Source organism: Nitratidesulfovibrio oxamicus (assembly GCF_015731765.1).
GTDB lineage: Bacteria > Desulfobacterota > Desulfovibrionia > Desulfovibrionales > Desulfovibrionaceae > Cupidesulfovibrio > Cupidesulfovibrio oxamicus.
The window spans coordinates 19,780-37,227 of sequence record NZ_VRYY01000442.1 but is presented as its reverse complement, the minus strand read 5'-3'; the positions used below and the strand labels follow the sequence as shown (position 1 = coordinate 37,227).

Below are 17,448 nucleotides of genomic sequence, written 5' to 3'. Positions count from 1 at the left end.
GCCTCGCTGTGGCGCAAGCTGAAGCGTTACGGGCTGCTGGCGGCGTGGCCGCCAACTCGTATGTGCGCGAGGCCCTGGCCGATCTTGCCCGGCGCGCGGACCTGCCGCTGCTGTTGCCGTCGCCCGCCCTGTGCACCGACAACGGCATCATGGTGGCCCATGCGGGCTGGCAGCTGGCATCCCTTGGACTGGGGCACGGCCTTGCGTTGGAAGCCATCCCGCGCGGGCGCTCTATTCCCGATGATTTCACCATGTTCCGCAGTGGATAGAAGCGGGCTGCCCGCGCCGTCGTGCTTGACACGCCAGCAGCGCCCTACTATTTCTTCATAGGTTGGCAGGAGGCGGGTCACCTGTCGGGGCTTCGCCATGCGCGGGCCGCCGCGCAGCCCCGCACGACGCTTCTGCCCATGCCGTTTCCGGGTTCTGTCCGCATCGAAACCGGGCACAGACCGCCTTGGGAGCGGTCGCCGCATCGCATATATGACCAAAAGGAGTGCACCATGGCCGTTCAGATCACCGACGCCAACTTCGAAGCCAACGTCCTCAAATCCTCCATTCCCGTGCTGATCGACTTCTGGGCTCCCTGGTGCGGTCCGTGTCGCGCGATGGGTCCCGTCATCGACGAACTTGCCGCCGAATACGACGGCAAGGTGCTCATCGCCAAGATGAACGTGGACGAAAACCCCGCCACCCCCTCCAAGTACGGCATCCGCGCCATCCCCACCCTGATCCTGTTCAAGGGCGGCGAAGTGGTCGAACAGATCACCGGCGCCGTCTCCAAGAGCAGCATCAAGGACATGATCGCGCAGAAGGCCCTTGGCTAACATGAAGACATACGACGCCATCGTCATTGGAGGAGGGCCAGCCGGCATGACGGCCGCCCTCTATCTTTTGCGTTCCGGCGTAAGCGTCGCCTTTGTCGAAAAGCTGTCTCCCGGCGGGCAGGTGCTCATGACCGCCGAGATAGAGAACTACCCCGGCTTTCCAAAGGGCATCCAGGGTTGGGAACTGGCGGACCTGTTCGCGGCCCACCTTGAACGCTACCCCCACGACAAGTACAACGACGCCGTCACCGCGTTCGAACCCGCCCCCGGCGCCAACCGGGTGCGCGTGGGCGACGAATGGATCGTCGGCAAGACCGTGGTGGTCTGCTCCGGCGCCCGCTACAAGAAGCTGGGGCTGCCGGACGAAGACCGCCTGATCGGAAAGGGCATCTCGTACTGCGCCCTGTGCGACGGCAACTTCTTTCGCGGCCAGAAGGTGGGCGTGGTGGGCGGCGGCAACTCCGCCCTCGAAGAATCGCTGTACCTCGCCAAGCTGGTGGCCAACCTGCGCCTGATACACCGCCGCGACGAGTTTCGCGGCTGCAAGTGCTACCAGGAAAAGGTGCAGTCCGCGCCCAACATCGACATCGAGTTTTCCTCCGTCGTCCGAAAGCTGCACGGCGACACCGGCCTGACCGGCGTCACCCTGGCCGACGTGAAGACGGGCGAAGAGCGCTTCCTGCCGCTGGACGGGCTGTTCATTTTCATCGGTTTCGAACCCGTGGGCGACTTTCTGCCCGACGGCATCGACAAGGACCCGCAGGGCTTCATCATCACCGATACCGAGATGCGCACCAGCCTGCCGGGTGTCTTCGCCGCCGGGGACATCCGGTCGAAGGCCTGCCGCCAGGTGACCACCGCCGTCGGTGACGGGGCCACTGCCGCAACCGCAGCCTTCACCTACCTGGAACAGCTCGATGCGTAACGCCCTTTCCCGCCTCCTGGCCGTGTTGCCCCCTGTGCTGCTGGTGCTGCTGCTTTCGGGCTGCGGCATCATCGACTACTTCTACCTGCCCCCGCCGGAAGAAACCGCGCAGGAACTCTTCGAGGCCGGCAACGACTCCATGCGCGAGAAGCGCTACGGCGAAGCGGCGGAATCCTTCAGCAAGCTGAAGGAACAGTTCCCGTTCAGCCCGTACACCATCGAAGCCGAACTCTCGCTTGCCGACGCCCACTTCCTGGACGAGGACTACCTGCTGGCGGGCGAGGCCTACAAGGAATTCGAAACCCTGCACCCCCGGCACGAGGCCATCCCCTACGTGCTGTACCAGGTGGGCCAGTCGCGCCAGAAGGCCTTTTTGTCCATCGACCGGCCCACCACGGGCCTGACGGAAGCCATCCAGTACTACCAGCGCCTGCGCGAAAGCTACCCCGGCACCGAATACGCCGAGAAGGCCAAGCAGCACATCGCCGAATGCCGCCGCCTGCTCGCCGAGCGCGAGTTGTACATCGGCGACTTCTTCTGGCGTGCCGAGCGCTATGGCGCCGCCTGGCGCCGCTACGTGTATGTGGTGGAGAACTTCCCGGAAATCGAGGACCTGCGTGACCATGCCGAAGAAAAGGGCAAGGTCGCCTACCTCAAGTACCGCCAGCAGCAGTCGCAGCAGGTGCAGGAACAGCGCGAAGGCTCGTGGAAGCGCTGGTTCAACTGGCTGTAGACGCATCGACACCGGCACGACAGATTCACAAGGGCGGCCCCCGCGAGGGTGCCGCCCTTTCGTTTTGTCCGGCGGCGACTGGCGGGCAATTGGCGCGCGGGGCCTCGCGTCATGCCGAACCCGTTCGTGCCCGTTCGAAACAGCGCGGAACTGTGTTGAACACTGTGACCCGGCAGGCATCTGGCGTGAGAATGTGTGTCCCTCATCGATTGCGTCGCGCCAGCCCGAGCGTCGTGAACATCGGAAGGCTTCCGTGACGAACAGAAGCGGCCACCCGTCGGGTGAACGGGTGGCCGTGAGCATTCGATCTCGAAAAGGGACTGGCGGACAGGATGGCCAGCCGGTGGAGTCGGGTGGGGGACGGACGGGGTGCGGGCGGAACGCCAACTGGCGGGCGGGCAACCGCCCCCGTTGTCAGTTCAGGAATCCGCGCACCCCGGTGAACACAATCTGCGCGGACAGGGCCGCCAGGATCAGCCCGGTGATCTTGCTCAGGATGGAAATGCCGGTGCGGCCCAGCAGCTTTTCGATGGCCGGGCCGATGTACAGGATCACCGCCACGCACCCCACGGCGGCCAGCAGGCCCAGGCTGGCAATGACCCGTTCCAGCGGGGTGCGCACCGTGGCGCCCATGACCATCAGCGCACCGATGGTGGCGGGTCCCACGGTGATGGGAATGGCCAGCGGCACCACGCTGATGTCGCCGTTGACCTCCTGCACGCGCGAGGGCGAGGGGTCGCGCACCAGGGCCACGGCGGACAGGAACAACAGCGAGCCGGAGCCGATGCGGAAGGCATCCAGGGTGATGCCGAACAGATCGAAGATGTATTCGCCGAAAAAATACAGGCACATGCACACGACGTACACGGCCACGCCCACCCGCACGGCCAGCCTGCGCTGCGCCTGGGACGTCATGTCCCTGGTCATGGTCAGGAACATGGTCAGCACGAAGAACGGCGTCAGGAGGAAGAACATCTTCACGAAGGTGGTCACGAACAGATTGGCGATGGCGCTCATGGATGCCGCTCCCATGGGGTGGCAGGATGTGCATGCCCGGTTGCCCCGCCGACCGTATCGGGCATGGCTGGCGGAGCAGGGCGGGCGGATTGTACGACGCCGGGCGGTTCGCCGGGAAGGGGGAATCCTCCGGGCGATCGCCCGGAGTTGCGGACGATGCTAGGCGCGATGAACAGGCAGCGCGCCGAAGGACTGGCTGGTGGGCATGACCTCGATGCGGTTCACGTTGACGTGCGCGGGACAGGACACGGCCCAGGCGATGGTTGCGGCGATGTCTTCCGGGCGCAGGGCGGATGCCCCTTCGTACAGCCTGGCGGCGCGGTCGGCATCACCGCCAAAGCGCACCACGGAAAACTCGCTTTCCGCAAGCCCCGGCTCGATGTTGGTCACCCGCACGCCCGTGCCGTGCAGGTCTGCCCGCAGGCCGCGCGAAAACTGCATCACGAACGCCTTGGTGCCACCATACACGTTGGCACCGGGGTAGGCATAGGTGCCGGTGATGGACCCCAGATTGATGACATGCCCGCGCCTCCGCTCCACCATGCCGGGCAGCAAGGCGCGGGTGACGTGCAACAGGCCCTTGATGTTGGTGTCCACCATGGTCGTCCAGTCGTCCAGGCTGCATCGGTGGGCGGGTTCCAGCCCCAGGGCCAGGCCCGCATTGTTCACCAGCACGTCCACGGCGCGCCACGCCTCCGGCAGGTTCCCGAGCGCGGCCTGCACCGCATCGGCGTCGCGCACGTCAAAGCACAGCGGCAGGCAGTTGCCGTCACCCAGTTCCGCCGCCAATACGTCCAGCCGGTCCTGGCGGCGTCCGGTGGCGATGATGCGCCAGCCGTCGGCGGTGAAGCGGCGGGCGGTGGCCGCGCCGAAACCGGCGGTGGCCCCGGTGATGCAGACGATGCCCCCATGGGGGGCGGTTCGGGTGGTATCGGTCATGATGGCGTCCTGTGCTGAAAGTTCCTGTGAAGGCCGTACCCGCCGGATGATCCGGGGCGGGGCGACCATGCCCGCGGCCCCCCGCATTGGCGCTTGCGAAGCGGAAGCCGACACGGAGGCGCATACTAGCCTCGGTGCGCCCGACAGGCAAGCCGTTCGCCCGCACAAACGGTAGTGGTCGCTCAACGGCGGACACGAAACCCAAGTTGCATGCGTTGCTCCTGCATATCGACATGGAACGCGCCCCCGTGCTAGATTTGTTGCAAACACTGCCGCATGCCCGTGCGGCAGCCCCGATGCCGGTGCGCTTCCGGCCTTGACGCGCCCCCGGCCAAGCCAGTTCATTCCCTGCCGCACCGGACCTCCCGCCGCGCGTGGCGCACGTCCAACCGCAACACAGGAAGGCACACATGGCCCATACCTTCACCTATCCCCGCGACGTGAAAACAGTCTATTACTTCGGCACCTGCCTTGTGGACATGTCGTTCCCGCAGGCGGGCATGGCGGGCATCCACCTGCTGCGTCGCGCCGGTGTGGAAGTGGTCTTTCCGCAGGAACAGTCGTGCTGCGGCCAACCCGCGTACAACTCCGGCTTTCTTGAAGAAGCCAGGGCCGTTGCCAGGGCGCAGATCAAGGCGTTCTCCAGGGCAGACTGGCCCATTGTGGTGCCTTCCGGCTCGTGCGCGGGCATGATGCGTCACCATTACCCGGAAATGTTCGCCAACGACCCGGAATACTTCGATGTGCGCAAGTTTTCCGAACGGGTCTTCGAACTGGGCGACTTTCTGCACAACGCCCTGCACGTGCGCTACGAGGACAAGGGCAAGCCGGTGAAGGTCACGTGGCATTCCTCGTGCCACGCCATGCGCGAAATGGGGGCCACGGCTGCCGCCAAGGCGCTCATCGGCCAGCTGTCCAACGTGGAATTGGTGGAGATCGAGCGCGAGTACGAATGCTGCGGCTTTGGCGGCACGTTCTCCATCAAGCAGCCGGAAATCTCCGCCGCCATGGTGGCCGACAAGATCGAGGACATCCGCGCCACCGGCGCATCCGCCATCCTTTCCGGCGACTGCGGCTGTCTGATGAACATCGGCGGGGCCATGGAGCACAAGGGCGTGCCCGTGGCGCCCCGTCATCTTGCCGAATTCATATGGGAGCGCATCAATGGGTAGCCAGCACCTCGACTTCACGGCCAACGTCACCGAGGCCCTTGCCGACCGCCAGTTGCGCGCCAACTTCAAGTCGGCCCTTACCGGTCTGATGAAAAAACGCGTGGCCGTACTGCCCGACGCGGCAGAGCGTGAACGCATGCGCGATGACGCGGAAGCCGCCAAGCGCAAGGCACTGGCCAAGCTGCCCGAACTGCTGGAGCGGCTGGAACGCAGGTGTACGGAAAACGGCATCATCGTGCACTGGGCCGAAACCACCGCAGAGGCCAACGAGATCATCCTGGGCATCATGCGCAGCCACGACGCCACCAAGCTGGTGAAGGGCAAGTCCATGGTCTCGGAAGAAATGCACCTGAACCACTTTCTGGAAAGCCACGGTATCGAGGCGCTGGAAACGGACCTTGGCGAGTTCATCATCCAGCTGAACCACGAGCCGCCCTCGCATATCATCGTGCCCGCCGTGCACAAGAACCGCCAGCAGGTGGGGCGCATCTTTGCCGACAACCTGGAAGGCATTCCCTACACCGACGTGGTGGAGGAACTGAACGCCATCGCCCGCAAGACCCTGCGCGAAAAGTTCCGCACCGGGCACGTTGGCCTTTCGGGCGTCAACTTCGCCGTGGCGGAAACGGGCACCCTGGTGCTGGTGGAGAACGAAGGCAACGGGCGCATGTGCACCACGGTGCCTCCGGTGCACGTGGCCGTCATGGGCCTTGAGAAGGTGGTGGAATCGCTGTCCGACCTGCCGCCGCTGCTGCGCCTGCTGACGGCATCGGCCACGGGCCAGCTGGTCACCACCTACGTCAACTGCATCACCAGCCCCCGCAAGGACGGCGAGCGCGACGGCCCCAAGGAAATCCACCTGGTCATCCTGGACAACGGTCGTTCCAAGATGCTGGCCGACGCCCAGTTGCGCCGCACCCTGCAGTGCATCCGCTGCGGCACCTGCCTGAACCACTGCCCGGTGTACATCCGCATCGGCGGGCACGCTTACGGGTCCGTGTATCCCGGCCCCATCGGAAAGATACTCACCCCGCAGATCGACGGGCTGGCCGACAAGGGCGTGCTGGCCACCGCGTCCAGCCTGTGCAACGCCTGCGAAGAGGTGTGCCCGGTGCGCATTCCCATTCCGGGCATCATCCGGCGCATGCGCACCGAAGCGTACGACGAGAAGGGCGACGGCGTGGTCAAGGGCCACGGCGCCAAGAAGAACCTGCTGGAAACCCTGGTCTGGAAGGGCTGGGAGCTGACCTACCGCATCCCGGCGCTGAACAGGTTCGTGGTGTCCATGCTGGGCAGGTTCGGAGACAAGCTGCCCAACGTCGGCCCGCTGAAGGCGTGGACCAGCGTGCGCACCGCGCCTCGCTTTGCGTCCAAGAGCCTGCATCAACTCGCCAAGGAAGAGGGGATCCGCCATGAGTAGCACCGCCCGCGACCGCATCTTCGCGCGCCTGCACGCGGCGCGCACCACCGTATCGCCCTACGTGCCCCAGGGTGGCACCTGGCAGGCCCCCATGCTGGACAAGGACCAGCGCATCGAACTGCTGAAAAAACGCATGGAAACCGTGCGCTCGGAAGTGCACGTGCTACCCGAGGCGGAATGGTCCGCCAAGCTGGTGGAACTGTTGAAGGTGCGCGAGGCCAAGACCCTGACCTACGGCCACGATGCGTGGTTCGGCGGCGCCCTGCGTTCCAAGATCAAGGGCAAGGGGATGCCCAGGCTGGTGCCCTATGGCGAAAACGCCGAGGCCTTCCGCGACGAACTGTTCGGCATTGACGTGGGCATTACCTCCACCCTGGGCGGCATTGCCGAAAACGGCACGCTCATCGTCTGGCCCACGCCGCAGGAACCGCGCCTGCTATCGCTGGTGCCCACGGTGCATGTGGCGCTGCTGAAGGCCGACACCATCCACAGCACCCTTGCCGAGGCCATGCGCGAAATGCGCTGGGCCGAGAACATGCCCACCAACGCGCTGCTCATCTCCGGCCCGTCCAAGACGGCGGACATCGAGATGACCCTTGCCTTCGGGGTGCACGGGCCCAAGGAGTTGATCGTTCTCGTGCTGGAATAGGCGCCACAACGCCAAACGGAAATCCGCATTCGCGAGGTGACTCGCCTCGCACATCTGCTGACAACCGCGCGCCGGAAAGGGGGATTCCCTTTTTCCGGCGCGTCGCGCATGGTGCGGCAAAACGGCAATCACGGAGGGAGCATGTCGCGGAACGAGAACGTCAACGGACATGGCGAGACCGGACATGGCGAGACCGGCCAAGCCGCACACCAGCCAGGCGTGGCGGCAACCCCCAAGGCCGAAGCCACTGTGTCTGGCGCCATCTTGTCCGGGCACGCCTTTTACCGGCACTTCAAGGGGCGCTACTATCAGGTGGTGGGCGAGGCGCTGGACACGGCCACCGAGGGCAGGGTGGTGGTGTACCGCACCCTGTACCCATCCGGGCATGCGCTGTTCACCCGCCCGTACGATGAATTCCACGGCTGGAAGGACAGCGTCGACGGCAAACGCGCGCGCCGGTTCACGCCGGTTGCGTATGCCGACCTGCCCGACGACGCGCGCATTCGTGTCGTTGGGGTGCTGGAGCTGCTGACCGGGCAGGACGACCCGAATACGATGGACACCTAGCCGATTCGCCCAGGGGGTGGCAGCCCTGCCCTTGTCCCGCAAGGCTCTCCGGACGCAGGTCCGATTTCCGCCGCCTCCTCCAGTATTCATATCCGGCAGGCACCTGCATCACGGCCGCGTCCGTTTTCGCAACCTACCGCCTGAAGTCGATGTTCATCATCAATGACGGTGGGATGCGCTCTTTGCTGGTCACACCTCCACGGGCGTGCTAGAATGCCGTGCGCCAGTTCTCCGTCCCGTGCCATGGCAGTCCGAAGCCATGCGGCCACTGCGGAAAAAGCAGCGCACACACAGTTTACCTGTCCCGGCGGTCCACATCCGCCTGCGTTTCGCAGACCCGTACAGGACGGCCAGCCCGGAGGCGCCATGCAACCCCACGATTACGAAACCGCCCTGCGCGAAAAGAATGCCGCCGCGCTGTCATCGGTGCTGGCAGCCGTGCTGCTGACCGCGCTCAAGCTGATGGTGGGCGTATCCACCAACAGCCTGGGTATCCTGTCGGAAGCGGCCCACAGCGGCCTCGACCTGGTGGCCGCCGCCGTCACGTGGTTCGCGGTGCGCATATCCTCTCGCCCGCCCGACGCGCGCCACCCCTACGGGCACGGCAAGGTCGAAAACCTTTCCGCCCTGGTGGAAACGCTGCTGCTGCTGGTCACCTGCGGGTGGATCGTGTGGGAAGCCATGCACCGGCTGTTCGTGGAGCCGGAAGTCGTGGTGCCGTCGGTATGGGGCCTGGGGGTGATGGGCGTATCCATCGTGGTGGATTTCTCACGGGCACGGATGCTGCGCCGCGTGGCCAAGAAATACAACAGCCAGGCCCTGGAGGCCGACGCACTGCATTTTTCCACCGACATCTGGTCGTCCGCCGTGGTCATAGTGGGGCTGCTGGCCCTGCTGGCGGCGGATCTGCTGCCCGAAGGCTCGGCCCTGCGCCCCGTGCTGGAGCGCGCCGACGCCGTGGCCGCCCTTGCGGTGTGCGTCATCGTGGTGCACGTCAGCCTGGGGCTTGGCCGCCGCGCCGTGGATGCCCTGCTGGACGGGGGCGACGCAGGGCTTGCCGGACGCATGGAGGCCACCGTGAACGCCCAGCCCGGCGTGGTCCGGGTGGAACGCATCCGCCTGCGGGAAAGCGGGCCGCACGCCTTTGTGGACATGACCATCATCGTGGCGGCAGGGTTGTCACTGGACGCGGCCCACGAGATCACCCGGCGGGCAGAGGCCGCCGTGCACGAGGTGGCCCCCGGCACGGACGTGACGATCCATTTCGAGCCGCAACAGGCCGGGGAACGTGGCGTTCTGGACCGCATACGTTGCGTGGCCGCCACCCATGCACTGCCGGTGCACGCCGTGGAAGTCGTTGAAACGCAAACCGAAGTGGGTGCCCCGCAAGACCTGATGGTCGAACTTCATGTGGAACTTGAAGGGCGCATGCCGCTGGCCGACGCGCACGCTCGCGTCACGGCCTTTGAAGAATCACTGCGTGCCGAACTGGGGCCGCTGCACGTGGCCACGCACATCGAACCCGCACAGGACACGCTGGGCGCCTCTCCCGCCGCGCCGTCACGCCTGATGGAATCACCGCGCATTCAGGCCGCCGTACAGGCCGCGGCAGACGCGGAACCCGGCGTGTGCGACTGTCATCACATGCATGTGCGCAGACAGGGCGAGGACATATCCTTGAGCTTCCACTGCCGCATGGCGCCTCAAACCCCGGTCACCGAGGCGCACCGCGTGTCCGCCGCACTGGAGGCGCGCCTGCGCGCCAGCCTGCCCGAACTGCACCGGGTGGTGGTGCACATGGAGCCGGTGGGGGAGTAAGGCGCAACACGGCCCCCCCCCTTGGCGGCACCGTTGCGTGTCCCTGCCCGTGCGCCCGCGCCACGCTCCTTCCTCCAAACGGAGAAACCACAAGTTATACTTCATCAAATCTTCGGGTCACGCTAGCTTCGCGGCATTCCTGTCCCCCCCGCAGGACAGTACCCACGAGGCGCCCATGCCATTTCATCCGCTCAAAGGGTCCATTCGCAAGAAACTTGCGCTGCTGATCCTCATGTCCGCGCTGCCCACGCTGGCCCTTATCCTCGTACTCGGGTTACAGGCCAGGAACACGGCCATCGAAGACGCCACGCAGGGGCTGCAAGGCTTTGTCCGCACTGCCGCCGAAACCCAGGTGCGAGCAACCACGGCAACCCGGCTGCTCATGGAAAACCTGTCCCGCGTGCCCGAAGTGCAGCGCGCCGACATAGCGGCCTGCACGCGCATCTTCATCAATGTGCTCCGGATCAACCAGCAACGCTATTCCGCGCTGCATCTGGTCGATCTGGATGGCAACATCCTGGCCACCGGCGGCGGCGCGAGCGGGGTCAACTTCGCCAGCGTGAAGCACTTCAGCGATGCCCTGGCGACCAGGGGCTTCGTGGTGGGCGAGTATCAGCTCGGGGTCAGCCTGGGCGTTCCCGTCCTTCCCTTCGGTTGCCCGGTGATCGGTCCGGACGGCAAGATTCGCGCCGTATTGCTGGCCAGCATCCTGCTCAGCAACTATGGCGACCTGTTCACCGAAATGCGCTTTCAGCCCGACTCCTTCTTCGGCGTTTGCGATCATCAGGGGGTACGCCTGTTCCGCTATCCCGTGACCGACGACCAGCCCCTCGGCCGCCCCATACACGGCCCCGTGTTCACCGCCGCCAGGGCCGGTGGCGAGGATGGCCTTGTGGAAGACATGGGATCGGACGGGGTGCTGCGCATCGTGGCCTTTCGGAAAATCCGCACCGCGCCGGACGCCCCGCCCTTCATGTACATGTTCGCGGGCACACCCAAGGCAAGGATCCACGCCCAGGCACTGGCAATCCTGCGGCGCGACCTCGGCATCCTGCTGCTGATGGTGGTGCTTACGCTGGGCAGCGGCTGGTTTCTCGGTGGCCGAAACATGGGGCGCAGGCTGGAAGAGCTTGCGGCCGCGGCGACGCGCATCGGCGAAGGTGATCTGAATACCCGCGTCGTGCCGGAGCGGGGGGTTACCGAAATAGACATCCTGGCCCGCTCGTTCAATGAAATGGCGCAGGCACTTGAGCGGGACAGGCTGGAAAGCGCCCGCACGGAGGCCGAACTGCGCGAGGCCAGAAGCCAGGCGGAAACCGCAAACCACGCCAAAAGCCTGTTCCTGGCCAACATGAGCCATGAACTGCGCACCCCGCTCAATGGCCTGCTGGGCATGCTGCAACTCATCAAGGGCAACGAGGACGCCAACGAAAGGGACACGTACCTGGATCTTGCCCAGCGTTCCGGTCGCCGCCTGACGGACCTTCTGGGCGACCTGCTGGACCTGTCGCGCATCGAGGCCGGGGGCATGCGCATCAACCGCAGCCCCTTCACTCTGGCCAGTGCTTTCGCGGCATTGGCGGAAACGTTCTCGCCCATGCACCAGAGCAAGCGGGTGCCTCTCGTTCTCGCATGCGCGCCGGAAATCCCGCCTGTGCTGGTGGGGGACGAGGTTCACCTGCGGCAGATACTGTTCAATCTCGTGGGCAACGCCATGAAGTTCACCGAAAAGGGCGAGGTCCGCCTCGAGGTATTTCCGCTGCCGCCCACGACCGCCGGCGAAATACGCCTGCTGTTCATCGTCAGCGATACCGGCATCGGCATTCCGGATGACAAACTGGACCATATCGTCCGCCCCTTTGCCCAGGTGGAGGAAAGCTACACCCGGTCCCATCAGGGTGCCGGGCTTGGCCTGGCCATCGTGCGCAACCTGGTGCTCGCCATGGGCGGCACCCTGCAATTCGACAGCGCGGAAGGAGAGGGCACCTGCGTTTGCATGACCCTGCCCTTCAGCCTTCCCGACGGGGCGACGCAGTTCGCGCCGCCGGACGAAGCCCCTGCCGGCACCGGTTGCGGCAAACTGCATATCCTGCTGGCCGAGGACGACGAAGTGAGCCGCCTGTGCGCCCGGCGGCTTCTGGAACAGATGGGGCATGAAGTGACAACCACCGCCAACGGTGCCCAGGCGCTGGATACCCTGCGCGCCAGGCGGTTCGACTGTGTGCTCATGGACGTGCAGATGGACGTCATGGACGGCGTGGAGGCCACGCGGCAGATACGCGGCGGTTCGTCCGGGGTGCTGGACGCGCGCATTCCGATTGTCGCCATGACCGCCTACGCCATGGCAGGCGACAAGGAAAAGTTCCTGGCCGAGGGCATGGACGCATACGTGTCGAAGCCGGTCATGGTCACCGAACTCTTCATGGCCATCGCCGCTGCCGTGGCGCGGCGCACGTCGGACAAGCCGACCTGAGCCGCGCCGAACGCACGTACCATGTCCGGAAAGGGCAGCGCGGCGCATGAAAACGCAAGCGGTTACTCGCATCCGGGTTGCGCGACGGACAAAAAAACGTACAATCCCCAGTTACCCGGCGGCTGCGGCCTAGGCCGCGCCGGGGCCCCATACGTTTTCCGCACCCCGCAATACCGCATCCCGTCCCGCACGGCAGCCCCGGAGCCTTTCATGCCCGCACCCGATCTTGGCCGCTTCATCGCCGGTTTCCGGCGTTTTCAGAAAAGCTGGTTCTGCCGCGACCACAACCTGTTCGAAAACCTGGTGGAAGAGCAGTCCCCCAAGGCGCTGGTCATAGCGTGCAGCGATTCGCGCGTGGACCCGGCCCTGCTGCTGGACTGCAACCCCGGCGACCTGTTCGTGGTGCGCAACGTGGCCAACCTTGTCCCACCGTACGAGGCGCACACCACTACCCAGCACGGGGTCAGCGCCGCGCTGGAATTCGCCGTGCGCAGCCTGAAGGTGGAAGACATCATCATCCTGGGCCACGCCCGTTGCGGCGGCATCAAGACGCTGCTTTCCGGCGCGGCCGGGATCAAGGACAACACGGAATTCCTGTCGCGCTGGGTAAGCATTGCCGCGCCCGCCCAGGAGAGGGTGCAGGAAAGCTGCCCGCATTGCTCGGAGCAGGAACTGCATCGCGCCTGCGAGCAGGAATCCATTCTGGTTTCGCTGGAAAACCTGATGACCTTCCCCTGGCTGCGCGAACGGGTGGAACGGGGCGAACTTTCGCTGCACGGCTGGTTCTTCGACCTGGAAAAGGGAGAACTGCTGGGCTGGGACGCCGCCACGAAGACCTTCCAGCCCATGGTGCGCGAATGCATCTGACGGCACGTCCCGCGCGGTAATCCGCCTGGCGACGCCCTGCACGCGGCAAACATCCGCCGCCATGCCCGGCAATCTTGCCGCATGGCATGCGGCGTATTCCTTCCTTCGAACATCTTGAGAAAAGCCGCCGTGCATCGTAAGGTGGCAAACGGAGCAAAGGCGCTCCTGCCGCCCCGCGCCCGCCAGACGGCGCCGTGACCGGCGGAAGGCGCCCCCAGCACGCGCCATGCGCCAGCCGGGGGCGTTTTTTCCCGTCTCCGGGGCACCCACGCACGATGACAACACGGCACCGCCGTCGCACGGATATTCCGCATGTTCTTCTCGAAATTCTTCTCTGGCTCGAAAAACGAGCCGGATGACGCCCACCGGGCCGCCAGCACGTCCGCCGACTCGCCCGCGGACACGTCCGCGGACACGTCCGGCAGCGCATCTGCCGACGCGTCTGGCGAGGCGCCATCGGGCTCCGCTGCCGGTTCCGGCCAGTCCGCAGAGCAGTCTCCCGGGCAAGCATCGGACCAGTCCGCACGCGATCGTGGCGGATTCGGCGGGCTGGGCGACCTGCTGGGCGAGCAGGAGCGCAAGTACGTTCTGGCCTACATCGTCATAGGCATCGTGCTGGTGGAATTTCTGGTTGCCATCGTGGCCATCTGGCAGGGCGTGGCCAACGTGCAGAGCATGCCGGACGGCACGGTGCGCTTCCGCTTTCCGTGGGGCGGCTACCTGGTTTCGGTGGCTGCCGCGCCGGTGGTGGTGCTGCTGGTATTGCAGGTCATTGCGCTGGGCTACACCCGCCTGATCAAGGGCGACCCGGTGCTGACAGAGGCGCAACTGCGCCAGCTGCCTCCGTGGCTGCAAAAAATGCTGGCCGCCGTGAACGGCGTGCCCACCTTTCTGCTGCTGCTGGGCGTGACCCTGCTGGCCACGGTGATCTACTATTTCGACAAGGTGCTGGGCTTCGTCATACGGCTGGGCGAATCCACGGAACACCTGGTGCTGTGGGTGGGCGGCGGCGTGCTGGCCGCGTGGTGCGTGGGCTATCTGGGGCGGATGCTGTTTGCCTACAAGGTGCGCCGCGTGCAGGAAGAATACGCCTACCGGCGCGAGGTGCTGGAGCGCACCGGCATGATCATCGTGGACCAGCGGACCATGCTGGCCCAATTGCCGACGCAGGGCGACGCCATGATGCCCCGCGCCCTGCCGGGCACCATCGACGTGTCGCCTTCCGGCGGGGTGCAGGCCACCAGGGTGCTGCCGCCCGGGCCGGATGGTCCGGCCACCGCGAATGCGCCTTCCGGGCAGATCGCACCGTCCGGACCAGACGCTCCTTTCGGGCAGGGCGCTCCTTTCGGGCAGGGCGCAACCGGGGCTCAGAATACCGAGGTTGCGCCGCCAGCGGCTCCTGCGGCAGACGCCACCCCAGCCGATGACGTGCGGGTGACCTACGTGGTGGACGTGCACGACGTCGACGCCAGCGAGGCCGCGCACGAGGCCACCGGCGTAACTGGAAATGCGTCCTCCGGCCTGTCCGCGCACGCGCCCGGCAACATGTCCGGCAGCGTGCCCGATACCATCCCTGAAGACGAACCCGTGGAGCCGGGCCTGCATGAACCTTCCGGCCAGCCCGCGCCCCGGTCAGCGTCCCTTGACCTGCTGAATCCCCCGCCTGCCGCGCCGCCCAAAAAGCCCCGCGCACGCAAAAAGGCTGCGGAATAGCGGGACGGCGTCAGGGCAACAGGGCGACGGGGCGACGGGGCGGACGCAGCACGGGATGACCATCCTGCGCTACGGCTTCCCGTTTCCGCCCTTCCGAAGCAACCAGAAGCCGGGTGGCGTGCGCAACGTCACCCGGCTTCACGATTCTTGCGGGCACTGTTACCGCCCCGCGGTTATCGAATCGCCACGGCCTGGCCGGTGCCCGCAGGCCGGGTTCGGCGTGCCGCGCCCTTGCAGCTGCGCCAGTCGCTACCACTCGCCGGGCGCAACGCCCAGCAGGCGCTGCACCTTGACGATGGCCGCATCACGCGACCTGCGCCCCGCAGGGGCGGGGTTGTCGTCCTCGTCCTCCAGCAGGTGGGCGAACAGCACGGTACGGCCATCCCCATGCTGCGCCCAGCCCACGAACCAGCCGATCTGCCGGTCCTCCACCCGCGTGCCGTCGGGCAGTTGGCGCACCCCGCTGCCGGTCTTGCCGTACAGCTTCCAGCCGCCCTGCAAATCCTGCACGAACAGGATGCGCCGGGTCATTTCCTGCGCCTTCGCCGCCACCGGCAGTTCGGAACGCACCAGCCTGCCGATGAAGTCCACTTCTTCCTCGGGCGAGATGGCCAGGCTGCCGGACAGCCACGAGCGGGTCAGGCCGTCGTCCGGAGCCATGGCATCCTGCGGGCCGCGCCGCCCGGAAACGTCGCGGTTGCCGTAGCCGAAACGATCCACGTAGGCCTTGAAGCGCTCCATGCCCAGTTCGCGCGTGGTGGCCTGCGAATACCAGACGCAGCTGTTGCGCATCCACATGACCGGGTCGTGCGGCTGCTTCCACACGTCGTAGTCCACGTTCAGGCTTTCATCGTAGGCGCGCACGGGGTGCGTTTCGTCGATCAGGATGCCCGCGTCGTAGCCCATGAGGCTGATGGCGATCTTGAAGGTGGAGCAGGGCGCGCGGCGGGTGGTCAGGTCGCCTTCTGCCGTCAGCATCTCGTCGCCCTCGCGCACGAGAAAGCTGGTGGCGGCCCGGGCCGGGGCGGGGAGGAACGCGCACAATGCAAGCAGCAGCGCCAGTGCCACCAGGGGGGAAACACGATGCATCAGCATGCGTCACCTTCGACATGTCCATGGAAAGGCGCGACGACGGAACGATTCCGGCGGCGACGGCCTTTTGTTCAGCCCAGCGTTACGCCGGCTGCGTTATGGTTTCAATGGGCTGCGATGCTCGTGGCCTGCGCGGGTGCCGGGGCAGGCCGTACGGACTACGGACAGGGCCGGGGCGGGGGGCGAAAGAAGAAAATCGGCAAGGGGCAGGCGGCAGGCCGCGGGACCGGCAGGCCGCGTTTGCTGTTTGCGCGCTATCGCCCCATGAACGGGGCCACGATGCGCTCGTAGCTGCCGTCCTTCTTCATGCCGCGCAACGTTTCGGCCAGGCGGGGCACCAGATCGGCATGGCGGCTGTTGAGATACATGTACATCTCGCGCGTGGCCAGGGGCGGGGCCAACACGCGCAGGTTGGGCAGGCCCAGTTTGCGGGCGTAGTACAGGCCGCCCAGGCGGTAGTAGAGCGCCACATCCACGCGCCCGGCCCGCAGCAGCGCAAACAGGTTTTCCGGCGTGGCGACCTTTACCGTGCTGCTGGCGCGCACGTTCTCGTCGTAAATCTTCCAGCCGATGATGTAGGCGACGGTGTAGCGCCGCAGGTCGTCCCAGTTGCCTACATTCACGTCTGGCCGCAGGGCAAAGGCCGTGAACTCGTAGGTCATGTTGCTTTCCGGCACCTGGAGCAGGTTGGGGTAGGCGGCCTGCAACCCGCTGATGCGGTTGCCATCGCCGTCCACCTGCCCGCTGTCGGCCATGAACAGCCCGCGTTCGCTGGGCAACTGCAGCAAGGAGACGCCCACCCCGGTACGCGCGAAGGCCCCCTTGATGATCAGGTCAAGCATGCCGTCCTGACCGGGTTCGCTGAGCGGTGGGGATATGGTGGTGGCCAGGGTAAGGGTGGGCGCGGACTGTGCGGGAACGGGCCGTGCAGGGCCGGACGGGACGCCGACAGAAGGGCCGGAAGCCGGGGGGGCAGCAGCAGATGGACCGGAAACGGAGGGGGTAGAAACAGCCGGAGGGAACTGCCCGGCACCCGCTCCGGATGCGGTCACGAACAGCAGAAGCGCACACGGCAATGCCCGTGACAGCAGTTGCGCCATGACCTGTGCCATGATCTGCAACATCGCCCGCAGTCTCTTCATTGGTGTAAAAGCCATCCGGCGCCTCTGTAAACCCTGAACCCTCGACCTGGTCGTCAACGCGCGCTCATGGAGCCGTGGCCTGTGCCGTCGGGCGTAT

General features: G+C 65.9%; 15 protein-coding genes and 1 pseudogene. 12 read left to right on the top strand and 4 right to left on the bottom strand.

Translation table 11 applies throughout. The features are described 5' to 3' along the window. The 4 genes and pseudogenes from FVW20_RS13745 to FVW20_RS13730 form a co-directional block, all read left to right on the top strand. Positions 1 to 269 (top strand): annotated as a pseudogene (locus FVW20_RS13745) (tRNA (adenosine(37)-N6)-threonylcarbamoyltransferase complex transferase subunit TsaD); the annotation flags it as partial. A gap of 231 nt (positions 270 to 500) precedes the next feature. Next, positions 501 to 824 (top strand): thioredoxin, encoded by a 324-nt coding sequence (trxA, locus tag FVW20_RS13740; protein WP_007521809.1) that lies wholly within the window; start codon positions 501 to 503, stop codon positions 822 to 824. Position 825: 1 nt separating this feature from the next. Further along, entirely contained in the window at positions 826 to 1,749 is a 924-nt protein-coding gene (locus FVW20_RS13735) for an NAD(P)/FAD-dependent oxidoreductase (protein WP_167127545.1), read from the top strand. Further along, the gene (locus FVW20_RS13730) at positions 1,742 to 2,482 is read left to right on the top strand and encodes an outer membrane protein assembly factor BamD (RefSeq protein WP_196610054.1); all 741 of its coding nucleotides are present in this window, start codon (positions 1,742 to 1,744) and stop codon (positions 2,480 to 2,482) included. The genes FVW20_RS13735 and FVW20_RS13730 overlap by 8 nt, the downstream gene beginning before the upstream one ends. A 414-nt stretch (positions 2,483 to 2,896) precedes the next feature. On the opposite strand, the gene FVW20_RS13725 is transcribed toward FVW20_RS13730, so the two are convergent. Both FVW20_RS13725 and FVW20_RS13720 read right to left on the bottom strand, forming a co-directional pair. Then, a complete protein-coding gene (locus FVW20_RS13725; protein ID WP_196610053.1) occupies positions 2,897 to 3,499 on the bottom strand; it encodes a MarC family protein in 603 nt (200 codons plus the stop codon). Between the two features lie 159 nt (positions 3,500 to 3,658). Next, a complete protein-coding gene (locus FVW20_RS13720) occupies positions 3,659 to 4,438 on the bottom strand; it encodes an SDR family NAD(P)-dependent oxidoreductase (RefSeq protein WP_196610052.1) in 780 nt (259 codons plus the stop codon). A 410-nt stretch (positions 4,439 to 4,848) separates the two neighbouring features. Here FVW20_RS13720 and FVW20_RS13715 point away from each other — a divergent pair, with 410 nt between their 5' ends. The 8 genes from FVW20_RS13715 (at position 4,849) to FVW20_RS13680 (ending at position 15,117) form a co-directional block, all read left to right on the top strand. Continuing rightward, complete coding sequence (locus tag FVW20_RS13715) at positions 4,849 to 5,610, top strand: (Fe-S)-binding protein (protein WP_196610051.1); 762 nt, start codon at positions 4,849 to 4,851, stop codon at positions 5,608 to 5,610. Further along, positions 5,603 to 7,030, top strand: coding sequence for a LutB/LldF family L-lactate oxidation iron-sulfur protein (locus tag FVW20_RS13710; protein ID WP_196610050.1), 1,428 nt, complete (start codon positions 5,603 to 5,605; stop codon positions 7,028 to 7,030). Before FVW20_RS13715 ends, FVW20_RS13710 begins: the two co-directional genes overlap by 8 nt. Then, a complete protein-coding gene (locus FVW20_RS13705) occupies positions 7,023 to 7,679 on the top strand; it encodes a LutC/YkgG family protein (RefSeq protein ID WP_196610049.1) in 657 nt (218 codons plus the stop codon). The genes FVW20_RS13710 and FVW20_RS13705 overlap by 8 nt, the downstream gene beginning before the upstream one ends. 141 nt (positions 7,680 to 7,820) lie before the next feature. Beyond that, the gene (locus FVW20_RS13700) at positions 7,821 to 8,246 is read left to right on the top strand and encodes a DUF1653 domain-containing protein (protein ID WP_196610048.1); all 426 of its coding nucleotides are present in this window, start codon (positions 7,821 to 7,823) and stop codon (positions 8,244 to 8,246) included. A gap of 366 nt (positions 8,247 to 8,612) precedes the next feature. Further along, positions 8,613 to 10,064: a cation diffusion facilitator family transporter gene (locus FVW20_RS13695; protein WP_196610047.1), complete on the top strand. Its 1,452-nt coding sequence runs from the start codon at positions 8,613 to 8,615 to the stop codon at positions 10,062 to 10,064. 175 nt (positions 10,065 to 10,239) lie between these two features. Then, entirely contained in the window at positions 10,240 to 12,537 is a 2,298-nt protein-coding gene (locus FVW20_RS13690) for a hybrid sensor histidine kinase/response regulator (protein WP_196610046.1), read from the top strand. Between the two features lie 210 nt (positions 12,538 to 12,747). Then, positions 12,748 to 13,404, top strand: a complete 657-nt coding sequence (locus FVW20_RS13685; RefSeq protein WP_196610045.1) for a carbonic anhydrase — start codon at positions 12,748 to 12,750, stop codon at positions 13,402 to 13,404. A gap of 312 nt (positions 13,405 to 13,716) precedes the next feature. After that, positions 13,717 to 15,117 carry a hypothetical protein gene (locus FVW20_RS13680; protein WP_196610044.1) on the top strand — a complete coding sequence of 467 codons (1,401 nt, stop codon included), beginning with the start codon at positions 13,717 to 13,719 and terminating at the stop codon, positions 15,115 to 15,117. Positions 15,118 to 15,366: 249 nt separating this feature from the next. On the opposite strand, the gene blaOXA is transcribed toward FVW20_RS13680, so the two are convergent. After that, a complete protein-coding gene (gene blaOXA / locus FVW20_RS13675; protein ID WP_196610043.1) occupies positions 15,367 to 16,212 on the bottom strand; it encodes a class D beta-lactamase in 846 nt (281 codons plus the stop codon). A 251-nt stretch (positions 16,213 to 16,463) separates the two neighbouring features. Further along, the gene (locus tag FVW20_RS13670) at positions 16,464 to 17,351 is read right to left on the bottom strand and encodes a substrate-binding periplasmic protein (protein WP_231039111.1); all 888 of its coding nucleotides are present in this window, start codon (positions 17,349 to 17,351) and stop codon (positions 16,464 to 16,466) included. Positions 17,352 to 17,448: the final 97 nt, after the last annotated feature.

Coding starts and splice junctions, on each gene's coding strand:
- FVW20_RS13725 (WP_196610053.1), bottom strand. CDS start 3,499: ATGAGCGCCATCGCCAATCTGTTCGTGACCACCTTCGTGAAGATGTTC.
- FVW20_RS13690 (WP_196610046.1), top strand. CDS start 10,240: ATGCCATTTCATCCGCTCAAAGGGTCCATTCGCAAGAAACTTGCGCTG.
- trxA (WP_007521809.1), top strand. CDS start 501: ATGGCCGTTCAGATCACCGACGCCAACTTCGAAGCCAACGTCCTCAAA.
- FVW20_RS13710 (WP_196610050.1), top strand. CDS start 5,603: ATGGGTAGCCAGCACCTCGACTTCACGGCCAACGTCACCGAGGCCCTT.
- FVW20_RS13685 (WP_196610045.1), top strand. CDS start 12,748: ATGCCCGCACCCGATCTTGGCCGCTTCATCGCCGGTTTCCGGCGTTTT.
- FVW20_RS13730 (WP_196610054.1), top strand. CDS start 1,742: ATGCGTAACGCCCTTTCCCGCCTCCTGGCCGTGTTGCCCCCTGTGCTG.
- FVW20_RS13700 (WP_196610048.1), top strand. CDS start 7,821: ATGTCGCGGAACGAGAACGTCAACGGACATGGCGAGACCGGACATGGC.
- FVW20_RS13715 (WP_196610051.1), top strand. CDS start 4,849: ATGGCCCATACCTTCACCTATCCCCGCGACGTGAAAACAGTCTATTAC.
- FVW20_RS13670 (WP_231039111.1), bottom strand. CDS start 17,351: ATGAAGAGACTGCGGGCGATGTTGCAGATCATGGCACAGGTCATGGCG.
- FVW20_RS13720 (WP_196610052.1), bottom strand. CDS start 4,438: ATGACCGATACCACCCGAACCGCCCCCCATGGGGGCATCGTCTGCATC.
- blaOXA (WP_196610043.1), bottom strand. CDS start 16,212: ATGCTGATGCATCGTGTTTCCCCCCTGGTGGCACTGGCGCTGCTGCTT.
- FVW20_RS13705 (WP_196610049.1), top strand. CDS start 7,023: ATGAGTAGCACCGCCCGCGACCGCATCTTCGCGCGCCTGCACGCGGCG.
- FVW20_RS13735 (WP_167127545.1), top strand. CDS start 826: ATGAAGACATACGACGCCATCGTCATTGGAGGAGGGCCAGCCGGCATG.
- FVW20_RS13695 (WP_196610047.1), top strand. CDS start 8,613: ATGCAACCCCACGATTACGAAACCGCCCTGCGCGAAAAGAATGCCGCC.
- FVW20_RS13680 (WP_196610044.1), top strand. CDS start 13,717: ATGTTCTTCTCGAAATTCTTCTCTGGCTCGAAAAACGAGCCGGATGAC.